This window comes from Accumulibacter sp. (assembly GCF_023806565.1).
Taxonomy (GTDB): domain Bacteria; phylum Pseudomonadota; class Gammaproteobacteria; order Burkholderiales; family Rhodocyclaceae; genus Accumulibacter.
On sequence record NZ_JAMTDV010000100.1, the window covers coordinates 1 to 15,264 of the forward strand.

Below are 15,264 nucleotides of genomic sequence, written 5' to 3' on the forward strand. Positions count from 1 at the left end.
ACAAGCGCCTGAATGAGTTGATCGACTCCACGCCGAGCGCGATCCTGTTGCTCGATGCCGCGGGGCGCATCGTGCTCGCCAACCGGGAGTTCGAACGCTGCTTCGGGGTGGCGCGCGAGCAGTTGGTCGGGCGTGCGATCGAGACGCTGATTCCTGAACGTCTGCGCGCCGGCCTTGCCCGGCTGCGCACGGCCTATACTGCGACCCCGGAATTCCGGCCGCTAGGTACTTGCACTGCCGGCACAGGCGCATCTAGTCGATACCGGTCTCGGACCGGTCTACGACGGCATCGCGCACTTCGCGCTGACGCCGGAAGACCTGTTGCCGGTGCTGGCTCTGGCGGTACTGACCGGGCTTCAAGGGGCTGATGCGGCGCGGCGGGTCATCGTTGTGCTGCCATTGACCTGGTTGATCGCTGGCGTGCTGGCAGGGGCGCTGGCCGGGTCGTCGTCCCCTGTGCCGGACTGGCTGCTGCTGGGCGCGCTGCTCTTGATCGACCGGGCGCTGTCGCCCCGGGTGCTGACGGCGATCGCCGTCGGACTTGGCCTGCTCCTCGGCGCAGCCAACGGCACATGGCGGGTTGCCGGAAGTTGGCTGGCTGCCAGCGGGTTGCTATTGCTGGGTTGGTCGCTTCGATAGCAAGACTGCGCCGGTCACTTTTTCTTGGTTTGAGATTGTTGGTTGTTGAGCCGGAGCATCAGGCGCTCGATCGGCGACGGGATTTGTCGCCAAAAAAGCGACCGTTTCTCGGTGAGCCCTTCTTGCTTGGAGTTGTTCAACGCTGACCATAGCGCAGATTCGGGCAATGGTGATTGCATATTAGCAAGGGGGATCGCGTGCCAAACTGCGGACCAGCGCAGGCGTGCCTCGAAGCCGCCACCGGCCGGGCTCTCGACCTCGAATCGCGCGAAGTGCAACTCGGCGATGCGCTGGACGATGGCGAGACCAAGACCACTGCCTTCGGCGCTTGCCTCGCGACCGCGATAGAAGCGCTCGACGAGTCTTGGCAACTCGTCCGGGGAAACGCCCGGCCCGTCGTCGGAGACGCCGAGCAGCACCTCGCTCCCCTGCCGCCGCACGAAGAGCGTGACCGCGGTGGCCGGGGGAGGATAGCGCCGGGCATTGTCGAGCAGATTGCGCAGGGCGATCGCCAGCAACTCGGCGTCGCCCCTGACCAGCACGGGAGCATTGCCTGCCTGCAGGTCAACCGGCTTGCGGTCGGCGACCGGTGGAGTCTCGGCGACGACTCTGCGTGCCAGCTCGACGAGGTCGATTTCGCCGGGATGCGGCAATCCGGCCAGCGGATCGAGGCGCGCCAGACGCAGCAGCTGATCGACCACGCGCGTGGCCCGCTCGGTGCCGAGCAGGATCTGAGCCAGTGCGTGCTCGCGATCGTCGGCGTGCTTGCTGAGCTGCGCAACCTGCGCCTGGATTCTGACCACTGCCAGCGGCGTACGCAGCTCGTGTGCGGCGTCGGCGGTAAAGCGGCGCTCCTTGTCGAGCGCACCGGCGAGCCGGATCAGCAGCTGATCGAGTGCTGCCGCCAGCGGCTGCGCTTCACGCGGCACGGTGCGCCCGGCCAGCGGCGTGAGGTTTTCGGGAGAACGCGCGGCGACATCGGCAGCCAAGTCATCAAGCGGCTTCAGACCGCGCCGCACCGACCAGTAGATCAGCAGCAACAGCAGCGGCGAAATGAGCACGAGCGGCAGGACCGCCTGGCTGGCCACTTCCAGCGCCGCACGGTGGCGCACGTCGATCGTCTGTGCGACCTGTACTCGGTAGTCGTCGGACTCCTCGGCGAGAGTCAGTACGCGCCAGCGCTGACCCGCGTAATCGAGGTCCTCGTAGCCGGGCGCGGCGGCCAGCGGGGTGGTCGGCGCATGCTCGGAGCGCAGGATCAGCGAACCATCGGCGCGCCCGACCTGAAATTCGATCGGCGACTCGTAGCGATGCATCGCGTCGTTTCGCGCCATCGCCAGACGCGTCGCGAGGTCCGCCAGATGACTTTCATTGTCGCGCAGCAGCGCCAGCAGCAGCCGCGCGGACTGCGCCAGATGACCATCCATCAGTTCCTCGGCCTCGTGCTCCGCCTGCCAGTAACTCATCAGGCCGGAGAGTGCGAGGCCCAGCATCGCAGCGATGCAGACCGCGGCCAACAGGCGCCGGCGCAAGGAAGGGGCGCGCGCGCCTGGCGCAATCGCGGACATCACACGCCGTCGCCGATGCGATAACCTAGGCCACGGACGGTGTGGATGAAGTCGGCGCCAAGCTTTCGGCGCAGATGGTGCACGTAGACCTCGACGGTGTTGCTGCCGGTTTCTTCGCCCCACGCATACAGACTCTCTTCGAGCTGGCTGCGCGTCCGGATATGGTTCTTGTGGCTGAGCAGGTCGTGCAGCAACGAGTACTCGCGCGCCGACAGATTCACCGATTGACCATCTCTGCTCACCCACTTGCTCGCCGGTTCGAGCACCACGCCGGCGTGCTCCAGCCTTGGCGCTGCGCTGCCGCTGGCACGACGAATCAGGGCGCGCAGACGCGCCTGCAGTTCGAACAGATCGAAAGGCTTGGTCAGGTAATCGTCGGCCCCGGCGTCCAGTCCGGCGATCTTGTCGGCGCTGCTGTCGCGCGCAGTGAGGATCAGCACCGGCAACTGGTTTCCCCCCGCGCGCAATTCCCTCAGCAGCGACAGGCCGTCGCGTCGCGGGACGCCGAGGTCGAGCACGCACACCTGATAGTCGTGGTCGAGCAATGCCAGGCGCGCAGATTCGCCGTCACGCACCCAGTCGACAGCGTAGTCGGCAAGCTTGAGACCGGCCCGCGTGCCGTCACCGAGCATGGCATCGTCCTCAACCAGAAGAATTCGCATTTCCCTGTCCCCCCTTCTACGCTCAACGGTGCCCTCTTCTGCCGCTCATCACCGCGACCGGCGCGAGCTTCCTGCCGCTGGTCGGGCAAAGCGGCGATGCAAGCGTAGCCGGGCCTCCTTAACTCACGCTGAAGCCGGCTGGCAGCCTTGGCCGTCATGCCGAAAGGCGTACGTAGTGGCTTCCTGCCGGGATGATCGAGGTCACGACGCACACAGCCAGATCGCCAACGCGGGTACCCCGGAGGTCGTCGGCGGCCCGGTCTGCGGCGACGATCGCAATGGCCGGAGGTGGCTACAACCGGAAGGAGAAGCACTTCAGCAATTGCGCGGTTTCGCACAGCGGCAGACCCATCACCCCGCTATAGCTGCCCGCAAGATGCTCGACGAACATGCCGGCGCGGCCCTGGATGCCGTAGGCCCCCGCCTTGTCCATCGGTTCGCCGCTGGCGACATAGCGCGCGATCTCCTCCTCCTCGAGCACGCGAAAACGCACCTCGCTGACCGACAGCACGGTTTCGATGCGGCCCGAATGCGCAACGGCGACCGCGCTGAGAACGCGATGCCCCTTGCCGGAAAGACGGCGCAGGATGGTGCCGGCATCGTCCGCGTCACGCGGTTTGCCAATCAGCTCGCCAGCCAGCACGAGCGTCGTGTCCGCCGCGAGAACTGCCTGCGGCGGCAGTTTTCGCCACTCGACGATGCTCCAGCCGTGTTCGGCCTTGCGACGGGCAATGCGCTGCACGTACTCGATCGGATCCTCCGCGGCCAGCGGACTCTCGTCGAGTTCGCACACATCGCGCGGCGGACTGCGCAGCACCAGTGTGTCGAAAGCGACGCCGATCTGCGCCAGCAGTTCGCGCCGCCGCGGACTGCGCGACGCCAGATACAGACGTGGACGCGGGACCTCGACCGGCATCAGCCCTCCCGATGATAGGGATGCCCGCGAACGATGCTGATCGCCCGATAGAGCTGTTCGCAGAGGAGCAGCCGCGCCAGCGCATGCGGCAGCGTCAGGCTGGACAGGCGAATGGCGCCGTCGGCCTGCGCGATCAGGGATTGATCGAGGCCATCGGCACCGCCGATGACGAAAGCGGTATCTCCCCCGGCGCGCATCCAGCCGGCGAGACGCTCGGCGAGTTCGCGCGTCGGCAGATCGGCGCCGCGTTCGTCGAGCACGATCATGCGGTCGTAGCCTTGCAGCGCCGCCAGCAGACGGGTCTTCTCCGCCGCCAGCAATTGCTCGCGGTTTTTCGCGCCGCGGCTTTCCGGTTTCACTTCGACGATCGACACGGGCAGTTCGCGCGGCATGCGCTTGACGTACTCGGCGCATCCCTGCATCACCCAGGCGGGCGGTTTGTGGCCGACCGCGAGGATGGCGAGCTTCAACCTTCGCCTGCCGTCGTCGCCTCGCCGGCGCTGCGCCGTATCCTGAGCGGTCCCTTGCCGCCCCACAGCTCCTCGAGGTTGTAGTAGCTGCGCACCGCCGGCTGCATGACATGGACGACGATGTCGCCGAGGTCGACCAGCACCCACTCGCCGACTTCCTCGCCTTCGCAGGAGAGAACTTCGCCGCCCGCTGCCCGGACCTTCTCCTGCACGTTGCGCGCCAGCGACTGCACCTGCCGATTGGAATCGCCGCAGGCAATGACCATGCGCTCGAACAGTGGCGTCAGATGGTTGGTGTCGATGACCTCGATGTCACGACCCTTGATGTCTTCGAGTGCGTCCACCACGATCTCTTGCAGTTGGGGTAATTTCATCGGCGATTCACTGCTCCCGGTAAAGGTTTTCCTTTCGGATGTGGGCGATCACCGCTTCCGGCAGCAGATAGCGGACACTGCCGCCTTGCGCCAGCAGCGCGCGAATGCGCGTCGCCGAGATCGCCAGTTGGGTCATGGCGAAGGTGACGATACGTCCGGCAGGCACAGCGGCGAGCAGCGCCGGGTCGGCACAATGGCGCTCGCGGTAGCTCTCGGCCAACGCCGGCGGCAGACGATCGACTTCGATGGGGAAGCCCGGACGGTGCGCCACCGCGAGGTGCGCCAGCGCGAACAGCGACTGCCAGCGATGCCAGCCGGACAGCGCGGCAAAGGCATCGGCGCCGAGCAGTAGCACCAGCGGCCGCTGCCGGCCACATTGGTCGGCCCGGCGCAGGCGCTGCAGCGTGGGAACGGTAAAGCTCGGCCTCGCCGCCTCGATTTCAGCCGCATCGACCGAAAAACGGGAGTTGTCGGCGATTGCCAGCCGTACCATCGCCAGGCGCTGTCCGGCTGCAACCTGCGGCGGTTCGCGCAGCGCCGGCTGGCCCGCTGGAATCCAGCGGACGCCGGCCAGATCGAGCGCTTCGATTGCCTCTTCGGCGAGCCGCAGATGCCCGAAGTGAACCGGATCGAAGGTGCCACCGAAAATGCCGAGCGGCGTCCCGTCCGGGCGATCAGGCATGGTCCTCGACCGCCACGAAGACGTCCCGGTAACTCACATAGAAGCTCGCAAACAGCGTCGGCGCAAGAACGAGCACGAGCAGCACGGTCACCAGGACGGTCATCAGTGCGGTGCCGTTCGGCAGCAGTGTGGCGAGCACGCCGAGAACGACGCTCGGGATGATCGTCGCGAAGACGACGATGGCCAGTGAATACACGAGAAACGCCCGCCAGTTGCGCAGACAGGCGACGAAGCTGAAAAACAGTGCCTTGGCCGGCGAAAAGCCATGCCATCCGGCGAGCACCGGCGCGTACCAGTAGGCCATGATCAGCGGGCAAAGCAGGAGCAGCGCGATCTCGATGGCTGCCAGCAGCGAGCCGCTGCTCAGCACCTCCTCGTCGGGTTTCCGCCCGGCCAGCATCATCGCCATCAGCGCACCATCATCGGCCAGCGCCGATACGGCAAGGATCGCCACCATCGCCACCAGGTAGATCGCTCCCAAGGCGAGCAGCGAGCGCAGGTTGCTGGCAAAACCGGAGAACAGGATCGGCGGACCGAGCGGCAGACCGCGATCAATGTTGCGACAGGCATTCATCAGGCTGACGGAAAAAGCCGGGATGCAAAGCGTCGTGGCAATCGTGCCCAACATCGGGATGACGTTCACCAAAGCCATCAATACCCAGTAGCTGACGACGAGGAAGGTCAACATCAGGTGATTTCTGCGAAAGAGCCCGAAGCCGGCAGTCAGCCAGCGCCAACCTTGTGCTGCAGGAAGAGTCAATGCTTGCATTTCTTCGGGTCGCTCATACGGCAATGAAAATATCACGATACGAAGCATACACCGAGCCGGCAAGCACCGGCCCGAGGACCAGAAAGCCGAGCCCGACCGGCAGCGCGGCAAAAAAGCATAGAACCATGCCGATCAGGCCGTACACCAGCAGCGGCAGCGTGTTCTTGAGGCAGGCGTGGAAACTTGCCTTCAGCGCGTCGATCGGCTGCAACTGGTTGAAGACCACCAGCGCCGGAGCGAACCAGATTGCCATGAGCACCGGCACGAGCAGCACCAGCGATATCAGCACGGCCAGCAAGATACCGCCGACAGCGATTCCCGTCCCAATCGGCCCGTGCATCAGCAGACCACCGGCGACGCTGCCGCCGGCGAACAGGAAACCCAGCACAAATACCACCAGCATGGCGAGCAGGTAGAGCACGCCGAGCATCACCAGGGGACCGGAATTGCGCTGGAAGCCGCCGAAAAGGTCGGTAACTGCGAGCGTTTCGCCACGCGTCACCTTGTCACACCCGAGCAGCATGCCGGCCGCGAGAATCGGCGTCAACAGGTGAGTCGCAAGATGACCGATTCCGGGGACGATTGCCAGACCAAGCATGATCACGATCAGCAGCACCATGATCGCCAGCCAAACGCCAGGATTGACGACGAAGATCGCCCAGCCATGCCGGAGCCAGTCGAAGGCATTGCCGACGCCGACCTGGCGGCTGGCACCGTCGAATGCGGGGGCGGGTATCGGAAAATTTTCCATGATGTTTGCGGTAGCGCTACGATAGACCAACCTGCGGCACGACTGCCACATCCGAAGCGTAGCGGGTGTCTGAGGAGCGATGGGCCTGCAGGATCGATCGGTAGACGTCCGGGTCACGCTGAAGGACCAGGTCTCCAGGACGCGGCAGGTGTCGATCATGCAGTCGGGAAACCCAGAAACGCAGTGCTGCGGCGCGCAGAAGCGTCGGCCAGGCTGCCCGCTCGCCCGGCTGCAGCGGTCGGCCCCGATCGTAGGCGGCAAGCAGCGTGTCCGTGCGTTCGCCGTCCAGTTCGCCGGAGCCCAACGAGCACCAGTCGTTGACGGTCACCGCCAGGTCGAAAAGCAGGTCGTCGACGCCGGCAAAATAGAAGTCGAGCAGGCCGCTCACCCGATCGACTTCGAAAAGGACGTTGTCGCGAAACAGATCGGCGTGGATCACGCCGCGCGGCAGACCGCTAGGCCGGTGATGCAATTGGTGCTGCACTTCGTCGTGCAGCAGCCCGGCATCTTCGTCGGCCAGACACGGTGCAACCCGGGCAGCGACCTGCGCGCACCACGCCGCATCGCGCTGGTGTGGCATCTGGCCCGGAGACGATCGAGCGGCAAGGTGCAACTCAGCAAGCATCGCGCCGACTGCCGCGCACTGCGCCAGGTTGGGCGATCGCTCGGAACGTCCCGGCAGCCTTCGGACGATCGCCGCCGGCTTGCCGGCGACGCGACCGAGAAACTGATTGTGGCGGTTGGCAATCGGCGCCGGGCAGGGAATGCCGCGTGCGGCCAGATGCGACAGCAAGCGCATGTGGAAATCGATTTGTTCGCCCGACGGCTGCTCGAAAATGGTCAGCACGTAGTGGCCGCACGACGTCTCCAGAAAGAAATTGGAGTTCTGCACACCTTCGGCGATCCCCTCGATCGACTCGAAGGTACCCAGCGCGTAGTTCTCAAGCCAGGCAGCCGCCTGCCCGGCGCTCAGCGGGGTAAAAACCGACATGACGCTTCGAAAGGGGTTCGCGGCACGAGGAAATCGCCGAAAGTGCCGATCAGAAGGTGCCGATAACCCAGGTGGGAACGCTGACTTCGGGAGATCCCATCGTTTCCTGGCTGAAGTTTCCATCGCCCTCGCGATCAACCAGGTAATAGGGAACGCCGTGTTCCGGCGTCACCTTGATCTTGTAGAGCTTGCCGTTGACGCGATGCTCCTCGACCGTATTGCCGTCACGCTTGGTGATCGTCACCTGGGGTTCAAGCGATGCGTCGAGGGGAGCCATGTCTGGCGGTGACGGGGGAACCACCGGCAGCGGCTGCAGGTCGGTAGGCGTCTGCGCGCGAGCAGACGCGGAGGCGAGCAGCACAGCGACGAGAATGGCTGGAAAGCAACGCATGAGATATTTCCCGGGCGGTTGAGCAGGCAGTGAGCTATTCACCAGTCAGGGTGCATTGTAGTACAAATGTCCGGCAAGCCGCGCTCGTCCGCCGGCGGCAGCAAGCGTGCGGAAGTCTGCGATAATGCCAAAGGCTCCAGGAACGCGGAAGGCAACCCGAAGCTTCGCGGTCCGGCGAGGGAGCCTCCCGCTTCGGGTCACCAGGTTGCCCACCGATGCCTACGCTGCTGCTGGTCGACGGATCGTCCTACCTCTATCGCGCTTTCCACGCCATGCCCGACCTGCGCACGACGCAGGGCGAGCCAACCGGCGCTCTGCATGGCGTGCTGAACATGCTGCGCCGACTCGAAACCGACTTCCGGGCAGCGGGCATTGCCGGCAAGGCCTGCGTCTTCGACGCCAAGGGCAAGACCTTTCGCGATGACTGGTACCCGCAGTACAAGGCCAACCGCCCGCCAATGCCCGCCGATCTGGTACGCCAGCTCGATCCCCTGCACGCTGCCATCGAGGCACTCGGCTGGCCCCTGCTGATGCCCGATGGCGTCGAGGCAGACGACGTGATCGCTACACTGGCCACGCAGGCCGCGGCAGCGGGAATGCAGGTGGTAGTGTCCACCGGTGACAAGGATCTCGCGCAACTGGTCGGCCCGCAGGTCAGACTGGTCAATACGATGAACGGCGAGGTGCTCGACGAAGCCGGTGTGATCGCCAAGTTCGGCGTGCCGGCCGAGCGCATCGTCGACTACCTGGCGCTCGTCGGTGACACCGTGGACAACGTTCCCGGGGTCGACAAGGTTGGCGCCAAGACTGCGGTCAGGTGGCTGACAGAGTACGGTTCGCTCGACGGGATCATCGCCGCCGCTGATCGAATCGGCGGCGTGGTCGGAGAAAACCTGCGTCGGGCGATTGCTTTTCTGCCACTGGCACGACGCCTGCTGACCGTGCGCTGCGATCTCGAGCTGTCGCTGACCCCGGCCGACCTCGGGCCACGGCCGCCCGATCGCGAACGCCTGCGCGCACTCTTTGCCCAATACGAGATGCGCTCGTGGCTCAGGGAAGTACAGGCCGGGGAAACGACCAGCGACGCCGCGGCGGGCGACCCGCCAGCGATTTCGGCGCCACCGGCAGTAGCCGGCGCGGTGCACCGCGCCGGCTATACGACGATTCTGGACTGGCAGACTTTCGCACACTGGCTGGAGAAAATCGAACAGTGCGCGCTGACTGCACTCGACACCGAGACCACCAGCCTCGATCCCTTCGCCGCCCGTCTCGTGGGGTTGTCGCTGGCAGTAGCGGAGGGTGAAGCAGCCTACCTGCCCCTCGCCCATCGCTATCCCGGAGCACCGGAGCAACTGCCGCGCGAGCAGGTGCTGGCCCGCCTGAAGCCGTGGCTGGAATCGGCCAGGCACGCCAAGATCGGTCAGAACCTCAAATACGACCAGCATGTGCTCGCCAACCACGACATCCAGCTGGCCGGTGTGCAGCACGATACACTGCTCCAGTCCTATGTCCTCGAATCCGGCAGGGAGGGTGTGCGCGGGCACGACCTCGGCCAGCTCGCGACGCGCCATCTCGGACTCGAAACGATCTCGTACGAAGCCCTGTGCGGCAAGGGCGTCCACCAGATCGGCTTTGACCAGGCAGCGGTCGAGCAGGCAGCCGAATACGCGGCCGAGGACGCCGATCTCTGCCTGCGCCTGCACCAGCGACTGTATCCGCAGATCATCGCCAACGCCGGTCTCGAGCGCGTGTACGAGACGATCGAAATGCCGGTGCGCGACATCCTGTTTCGCATGGAACGGACCGGTGTCCTGATCGATGCCGAGCTTCTGACGCAGCAGAGCCGGGAGATCGGCCAGCGCCTGCTCGAGCTGGAAGCGAAAGCACACGCCGCTGCCGGCCAGCCATTCAATCTGAATTCGCCGAAACAGCTCGCGGAAATCCTGTTCGACCGGCTCGGCCTGCCGGTGAAGAAGAAGACGCCGTCGGGAACGCCTTCGACCGACGAGGAGGTGCTCTCCGAACTCGCGCTCGACTATCCTCTGCCCAAAATCCTGCTCGAATCCCGGCAGCTCGCGAAACTCAAGGGCACCTACACCGACAAGCTGCCGAAGATGGTCAACGCCGAAACCGGACGCGTGCACACCAGCTACGCGCAAGCGGTCGCGGTCACCGGCCGGCTGGCGTCGAGCGATCCCAACCTGCAGAACATTCCGGTACGCACTGCCGAAGGGCGGCGCATCCGTGCCGCGTTCGTCGCTCCGCCCGGCAGCCGGCTCGTCTCCGCGGACTATTCGCAAATCGAACTGCGCATCATGGCGCACCTGTCACAGGATGCACGCCTGCTTGACGCCTTTTCCCGAGGCGAGGACGTGCATCGCGCAACGGCAGCCGAAATTTTCGGCGTCGAGCCGGACGCAGTCGGTCCCGACCAGCGGCGCGTCGCCAAGGTCATCAACTTCGGCCTGATCTATGGCATGAGCGCTTTCGGCCTGGCACGCCAGCTTGATCTCGAACGCGGCGCGGCACAGGCCTACATCGAGCGCTACTTCGCACGTTATCCCGGCGTCGCCGCTTATATGGCACGGACGCGCGAGGCGGCAAGGACGCAAGGCTACGTGGAAACCGTATTTGGCCGTCGCCTGTGGCTGCCCGACGTCCGCTCGAGCCAGACGGCCCGCCGCCAGGGCGCCGAGCGCGCCGCGATCAATGCGCCGATGCAGGGGTCGGCGGCCGATCTGATCAAGTCGGCAATGATTGCCGTGCAGGGCTGGCTCGACCGGGAACGCCTGCAAACGCGCCTGCTGCTGCAGGTACATGACGAACTCGTGCTCGAAGTGCCGGAGGCGGAACTGTCATGCGTGCGCTCCGAAGTGCCGCGCCTGATGAGCGAACTGGCCGGACTGTGCGTGCCGCTGGTGGTCGACGTCGGTGCCGGCGCAAACTGGGACGAGGCAAATTGAATCCGGCAAGCGATCTGCCGGGCACAGCGAACGCGTACGCGCGCCGCGAGCGACCGCTTCGCCGGGGGGTCGGCTGCCGTCGCGTCGGCGCGACGCTGCTGCTGGCTCTGGCAGGCATGCTGACCGCCTGCGGCGGTGCGCCGAACAAGGTGATCGTTTACCAGAATGAAGTTTTCGAGGCCAACGAAACCTTCTCACGTCTTTTCGATGCCGAGGTTGACGCGACCTGCGAGGCAGCGCGTCGTGCCCTCTTGAGTCAGGGCTATCTGCTGACCACGGTGAAACACGATTCGATCGGCGCCACCAAGAACTTTCAGCCCGAAGGCGAGGTGCATGTGCAGATTGCGGTCAATGTCGTCTGCGTGCCGGAGGGCCATTCGCAGAAGCTGGCAACGGCGTACGTAAACGCAATCCAAGACCGCTACACGCTGAAGAAGAGCGCCAACTCGGCAAGCGTCGGCGTCAGCGCGCTCGGCTCACTGTCGATCCCGCTCACCCCGAGCGATGATGCGCTGGTCAAGGTGGCCAGCGAGACGATTCCCGCCGGCCCGTTTTACGACCGCTTCTTCGCGCTGATGCAGCGCAAGCTGGCGGAACAGGCAGACGAACGGTAAGCGGCAGCGGACGTTGTCGACGATCCAGCCACGAAAGAGCACGCATCATGAGCCAGCTTGCCGACCTGAGAAAAAGCTACGAGCGCGCCGAGCTCAGCGAGGACGCATCACACGCCGACCCGCTGCGACAATTCGAGCAGTGGTTGAACGAAGCGATCAGCGCCCAGTTGTCCGAACCGAACGCGATGACCCTGGCCACAGTGGATGGCAGCAGCCTGCGCCCGTCCACCCGCATCGTGCTGATCAAGGGCTACGATGAAGCGGGAATCACCTGGTTTACCAACTACGAGAGTCGCAAGGCCCGTGAGCTGGCCGCCAATCCATGGGCCGCGCTGCAGTTTCACTGGGTAGAGCTGGAGCGCGTCGTGCGTATCGAAGGCCGCGTCGCCAAGGTCAGCGAAACCGAAAGCGACGCCTACTTCGCCAGTCGTCCGCTCGATTCGCGCATCGGTGCCTGGGCCAGCCCGCAAAGCCAGGTGATCGCCGGCCGCAGCGTCCTCGTGAGCAACGCCGCACGCTATGCCGCCCGCTTCCTGCTGCACCCGCCGCGCCCGCCACACTGGGGCGGCTACCGCCTGCAGCCGGATACCTGGGAATTCTGGCAGGGCAGAAAGAGCCGCCTGCACGACCGTCTGCGCTACCGGCTGGGCAGCGACGGACAATGGATTCGCGAACGTCTGGCGCCGTGACCGGACAGTCGCTTCGCTCTTCCGGACGGCTCCGGCAGACGGATCAGGGGGAAAACGCCGGCGCGATTTCCTCGACTACCGCCCGTGTACCCGAACAACGCCACTTGATTTCCAGATCGTAGAGACGGAAGCCGTATCGCCGCAACGGGTCGTTCGCGTAGGCCGGACGCGGATCCTGAGCAAGAACCTCGCGCAGCAGTGCAGCAAGATCCGGCCAGCGGCGTTCGTGGCAAGCGAGTTGCGCGACCGCCTGCGTGCTGAATTCGACCGCCAACTGCGGTGGTGGGCCTGCGACAAAGCCGCCACGTGCAGCCGGTTCGCATTCGACGAACGGAAGGTACGGCTTGATGTCCAGCACTGGCGTACCATCCAGCAGATCGACGCCACCGAACGTGAGGACGACGCCGGCGCTGGTATCGATCGCCAGCAGCTCGACCAGGGACAAGCCAAGCGGGTTTGGCCGAAAAGGGCTACGGCTGGCGAAAACGCCGACCCGTCGGTTGCCACCCAGGCGCGGCGGGCGCACGGTCGGACCCCATTCGGCATCGTTGCGATGGAAGACGAAACTGAGCCAGACGTGCGAGAACTCCTCCAGCCCACGCACCGCTTCCTGGCGATCGTAAGGTGGCAACAGGCGCAATTGTCCGCGCGCATGCGGTGCCAGCCGCGGCTGACGAGGGATGCCGAAGCGGTCCCGGAAGGGTGTCGCCAGGTAGCCGACCGGCGACCAGGTAAATGCAGCCATCAGACTGGTGCTCGCCCGCCGAGCCGCACAAACAGATCGCCGTGGCAACGGCGCCGACGGCGGGCAGCGGTGGACACCGCTAGTGGTCGACGAGCGCCAGCGCGTGCCCGGCCATCGCCTGCACGACGACGTCGGCTTCGCCGATGGCTCCCGCCAGTTCGAAGCGGATGCGTGGATTGGCCTGCTGCAGTTCCGCGACCAGCCGCGGCAGATCGCGGTTCAGATGGCCACCGCGCGCGATGAACATCGGCACGACGATGATTCGCTCGCAGCGCTCGGCGACCAGGGATTCGGCACAGGTGCGCAGATCGGGCTGCATGAACTCGAGAAAGGCCAGCTCGACGCGCATCCCGGGCGCGCGTTGGCCGATGGCGGCGCGGACACGGCGCATTGGCTCGGCCCATTGCGGGTCGCGCGCGCCATGTGCGAAGAGGATCAGGGCCGTTCCCGACATGCGTTCGCCGTGCCGCCTCGGCAAGCTGCCGGCGGCGCTCACACGATTCCGGCCAGGGCAGCGATTTCCCCGGCATGCTCGACCAGATGGTCGGCTCCCCAGGTCTCGATCGGGTCGCCATCGCCCAGATAGCCATAACGCACTGCCACGGTGACCATACCGGCGGCGCGTCCGGCCTCGATGTCGCGCAAATCGTCTCCCACGTATAGACAGCACGCGGCATCCCTGGCGATCAGCGAACAGGCGAGGTGCATCGGCTGCGGTGTCGGTTTGGCGCGCCGGGCCGAATCGCCACTGACTACGCAGGCGGCGCGCTTGGCATAACCCAGTCGTGCCAGCAACGGCAAGGTAAAGCGCTGTGCCTTGTTGGTGACGATCCCCCACGGTGCGCCGCGGCGCTCGAGGCAGCCGAGAAGCTCATCGACACCGGGAAAGAGTTTCGTCTGCACGCAGATGTCCTGGCTGTAGTAGTGCAGGAAACGATCGTAAAACTCGGCGTAGCTGGGATCGCCGGGCCGCATGTCCAGTCCGGCACGCAGCATGCCGCGAACTCCCTGCGAGGTGAAGGGACGCAAGCGACCAGCAGGAACCGGTTCCAGGTCGAGATCGCAACGCAGGCGGTTGAGAGCTGCCGCGAGATCCGGGGCAGTATCGGCAAAGGTACCGTCGAGGTCGAAGAGAACCGCGTCAAACATCCTTCACCGTCTGCACCAGGTAATTGACGCTGCTGTCCCTCCCGAGAACATAGCGCCCGCTGAGCGGATTGTAGGTCAGTCCGCGCAGTTCCCCCGGCTCAAGACCGACTGTCCGTGCCCAGCGAAGGAGTTCGGACGGCTTGATGAAGCGGGCGTAGTCGTGTGTACCCCTGGGCAGCATCTTCAGCACATACTCGGCACCGATGACGGCCAGCAGGTAGGCCTTCGGATTGCGATTGATCGTCGAAAAGAAGACCTGTCCGCCGGGCTTGACGAGCGCGGCACAGGCAGCAATCGTGCTGGCAGGATCGGGAACATGCTCGAGCATTTCCATGCACGTGACAACGTCGTACCTGCCGGCTTCCTGCGCAGCCAGTGCCTCCGCGGCGATCTTGCGGTAATCGACGACCCGTCCGCTTTCCAGCAAGTGCAGACGGGCCACGCTCAGCGCCTTGTCGGACAGATCGATGCCGGTTACCGTCGCACCTCTCTCGCACATGCCTTCCGACAGCAGCCCGCCGCCACAGCCGACATCGAGCACGGTCTTGCCGGCGAGTGGGCAGAGGGTGTCGATCCAGTCCAGGCGCAAGGGGTTGATGTCGTGCAGCGGCTTGAAATCGCTGCCCGGGTCCCACCAGCGGTGCGCAAGTTGACCGAATTTTTCGAGTTCGTCCTTGTCGGCGTTGATCATGCTTTCACCCATAACGAGTGCCTGACTGTAAGCGAGATCGGGTGCGCTGTCCACCAGGCCCACGGATGCGCTGCCCGACGTCCCCGATCGGGGCGAAGGCGACGATGCCGCGAATCCGCTGCGCCGGCCAGGGAAGAATCGGTATATTTGGCGGCCAGATTACCTGACCGGTCCCCTGCCACACCGCCCGGCATGCGGGT

Annotated in this window: 19 protein-coding genes; 5 read left to right on the forward strand and 14 right to left on the reverse strand. The window is 65.2% G+C overall.

Annotated features, from left to right (window positions below):
* The first annotated feature begins 8 nt into the window (after nt 1-8).
* Both NFV80_RS17470 and NFV80_RS11285 read left to right on the forward strand, forming a co-directional pair.
* Nucleotides 9-368, forward strand: a complete 360-nt coding sequence (locus NFV80_RS17470) for a PAS domain-containing protein (protein WP_366143433.1) — start codon at nt 9-11, stop codon at nt 366-368.
* The gene (locus NFV80_RS11285) at nt 322-639 is read left to right on the forward strand and encodes a hypothetical protein (RefSeq protein WP_296758719.1); all 318 of its coding nucleotides are present in this window, start codon (nt 322-324) and stop codon (nt 637-639) included. Before NFV80_RS17470 ends, NFV80_RS11285 begins: the two co-directional genes overlap by 47 nt.
* 14 nt (nt 640-653) lie before the next feature.
* On the opposite strand, the gene NFV80_RS11290 is transcribed toward NFV80_RS11285, so the two are convergent.
* The 10 genes from NFV80_RS11290 to NFV80_RS11335 all read right to left on the reverse strand — a co-directional run bounded on the left by NFV80_RS11290 (nt 654) and on the right by NFV80_RS11335 (nt 8,213).
* A complete protein-coding gene (locus NFV80_RS11290) occupies nt 654-2,207 on the reverse strand; it encodes an ATP-binding protein (protein WP_295329558.1) in 1,554 nt (517 codons plus the stop codon).
* The gene (locus tag NFV80_RS11295) at nt 2,207-2,869 is read right to left on the reverse strand and encodes a response regulator transcription factor (protein ID WP_295329556.1); all 663 of its coding nucleotides are present in this window, start codon (nt 2,867-2,869) and stop codon (nt 2,207-2,209) included. The genes NFV80_RS11290 and NFV80_RS11295 overlap by 1 nt, the downstream gene beginning before the upstream one ends.
* A 292-nt stretch (nt 2,870-3,161) precedes the next feature.
* The gene (locus NFV80_RS11300; protein ID WP_295329554.1) at nt 3,162-3,785 is read right to left on the reverse strand and encodes a Maf family protein; all 624 of its coding nucleotides are present in this window, start codon (nt 3,783-3,785) and stop codon (nt 3,162-3,164) included.
* The gene (gene rlmH, locus NFV80_RS11305) at nt 3,785-4,255 is read right to left on the reverse strand and encodes a 23S rRNA (pseudouridine(1915)-N(3))-methyltransferase RlmH (protein ID WP_295329552.1); all 471 of its coding nucleotides are present in this window, start codon (nt 4,253-4,255) and stop codon (nt 3,785-3,787) included. The genes NFV80_RS11300 and rlmH overlap by 1 nt, the downstream gene beginning before the upstream one ends.
* A complete protein-coding gene (gene rsfS, locus NFV80_RS11310; RefSeq protein ID WP_295329550.1) occupies nt 4,252-4,629 on the reverse strand; it encodes a ribosome silencing factor in 378 nt (125 codons plus the stop codon). The genes rlmH and rsfS overlap by 4 nt, the downstream gene beginning before the upstream one ends.
* Nucleotides 4,630-4,636: 7 nt before the next feature.
* Nucleotides 4,637-5,311, reverse strand: a complete 675-nt coding sequence (nadD, locus tag NFV80_RS11315) for a nicotinate-nucleotide adenylyltransferase (RefSeq protein WP_295329548.1) — start codon at nt 5,309-5,311, stop codon at nt 4,637-4,639.
* Entirely contained in the window at nt 5,304-6,128 is an 825-nt protein-coding gene (locus NFV80_RS11320; RefSeq protein WP_366143432.1) for a BPSS1780 family membrane protein, read from the reverse strand. The genes nadD and NFV80_RS11320 overlap by 8 nt, the downstream gene beginning before the upstream one ends.
* Nucleotides 6,094-6,831, reverse strand: a complete 738-nt coding sequence (locus NFV80_RS11325; protein ID WP_295329545.1) for a BPSS1780 family membrane protein — start codon at nt 6,829-6,831, stop codon at nt 6,094-6,096. The genes NFV80_RS11320 and NFV80_RS11325 overlap by 35 nt, the downstream gene beginning before the upstream one ends.
* A 16-nt stretch (nt 6,832-6,847) precedes the next feature.
* The gene (locus NFV80_RS11330) at nt 6,848-7,822 is read right to left on the reverse strand and encodes a homoserine kinase (protein WP_295329543.1); all 975 of its coding nucleotides are present in this window, start codon (nt 7,820-7,822) and stop codon (nt 6,848-6,850) included.
* A 49-nt stretch (nt 7,823-7,871) separates the two neighbouring features.
* The gene (locus NFV80_RS11335) at nt 7,872-8,213 is read right to left on the reverse strand and encodes a DUF2782 domain-containing protein (RefSeq protein ID WP_295329541.1); all 342 of its coding nucleotides are present in this window, start codon (nt 8,211-8,213) and stop codon (nt 7,872-7,874) included.
* Nucleotides 8,214-8,428: 215 nt separating this feature from the next.
* Between NFV80_RS11335 and polA the strand changes: the two genes are divergently transcribed.
* The 3 genes from polA to pdxH are packed head-to-tail and all read left to right on the forward strand — an operon-like array spanning nt 8,429 to nt 12,479.
* On the forward strand, nt 8,429-11,176 hold the full coding sequence (gene polA / locus NFV80_RS11340; protein ID WP_295329539.1) for a DNA polymerase I: 2,748 nt from the start codon (nt 8,429-8,431) through the stop codon (nt 11,174-11,176).
* Nucleotides 11,173-11,790 carry a DUF2242 domain-containing protein gene (locus tag NFV80_RS11345; RefSeq protein ID WP_295329537.1) on the forward strand — a complete coding sequence of 206 codons (618 nt, stop codon included), beginning with the start codon at nt 11,173-11,175 and terminating at the stop codon, nt 11,788-11,790. Before polA ends, NFV80_RS11345 begins: the two co-directional genes overlap by 4 nt.
* Before the next feature lie 47 nt (nt 11,791-11,837).
* A complete protein-coding gene (gene pdxH / locus NFV80_RS11350) occupies nt 11,838-12,479 on the forward strand; it encodes a pyridoxamine 5'-phosphate oxidase (RefSeq protein WP_295329535.1) in 642 nt (213 codons plus the stop codon).
* A gap of 43 nt (nt 12,480-12,522) precedes the next feature.
* Here pdxH and tsaA read toward each other — a convergent pair whose 3' ends face one another.
* The 4 genes from tsaA to ubiG form a co-directional block, all read right to left on the reverse strand.
* The gene (gene tsaA / locus NFV80_RS11355) at nt 12,523-13,224 is read right to left on the reverse strand and encodes a tRNA (N6-threonylcarbamoyladenosine(37)-N6)-methyltransferase TrmO (protein ID WP_295329533.1); all 702 of its coding nucleotides are present in this window, start codon (nt 13,222-13,224) and stop codon (nt 12,523-12,525) included.
* 79 nt (nt 13,225-13,303) lie between these two features.
* The gene (locus NFV80_RS11360; protein ID WP_295329531.1) at nt 13,304-13,678 is read right to left on the reverse strand and encodes a CbiX/SirB N-terminal domain-containing protein; all 375 of its coding nucleotides are present in this window, start codon (nt 13,676-13,678) and stop codon (nt 13,304-13,306) included.
* Between the two features lie 38 nt (nt 13,679-13,716).
* Complete coding sequence (locus NFV80_RS11365) at nt 13,717-14,373, reverse strand: HAD-IA family hydrolase (protein WP_295329529.1); 657 nt, start codon at nt 14,371-14,373, stop codon at nt 13,717-13,719.
* Entirely contained in the window at nt 14,366-15,064 is a 699-nt protein-coding gene (ubiG, locus tag NFV80_RS11370) for a bifunctional 2-polyprenyl-6-hydroxyphenol methylase/3-demethylubiquinol 3-O-methyltransferase UbiG (RefSeq protein ID WP_295329560.1), read from the reverse strand. Before ubiG ends, NFV80_RS11365 begins: the two co-directional genes overlap by 8 nt.
* Nucleotides 15,065-15,264: the final 200 nt, after the last annotated feature.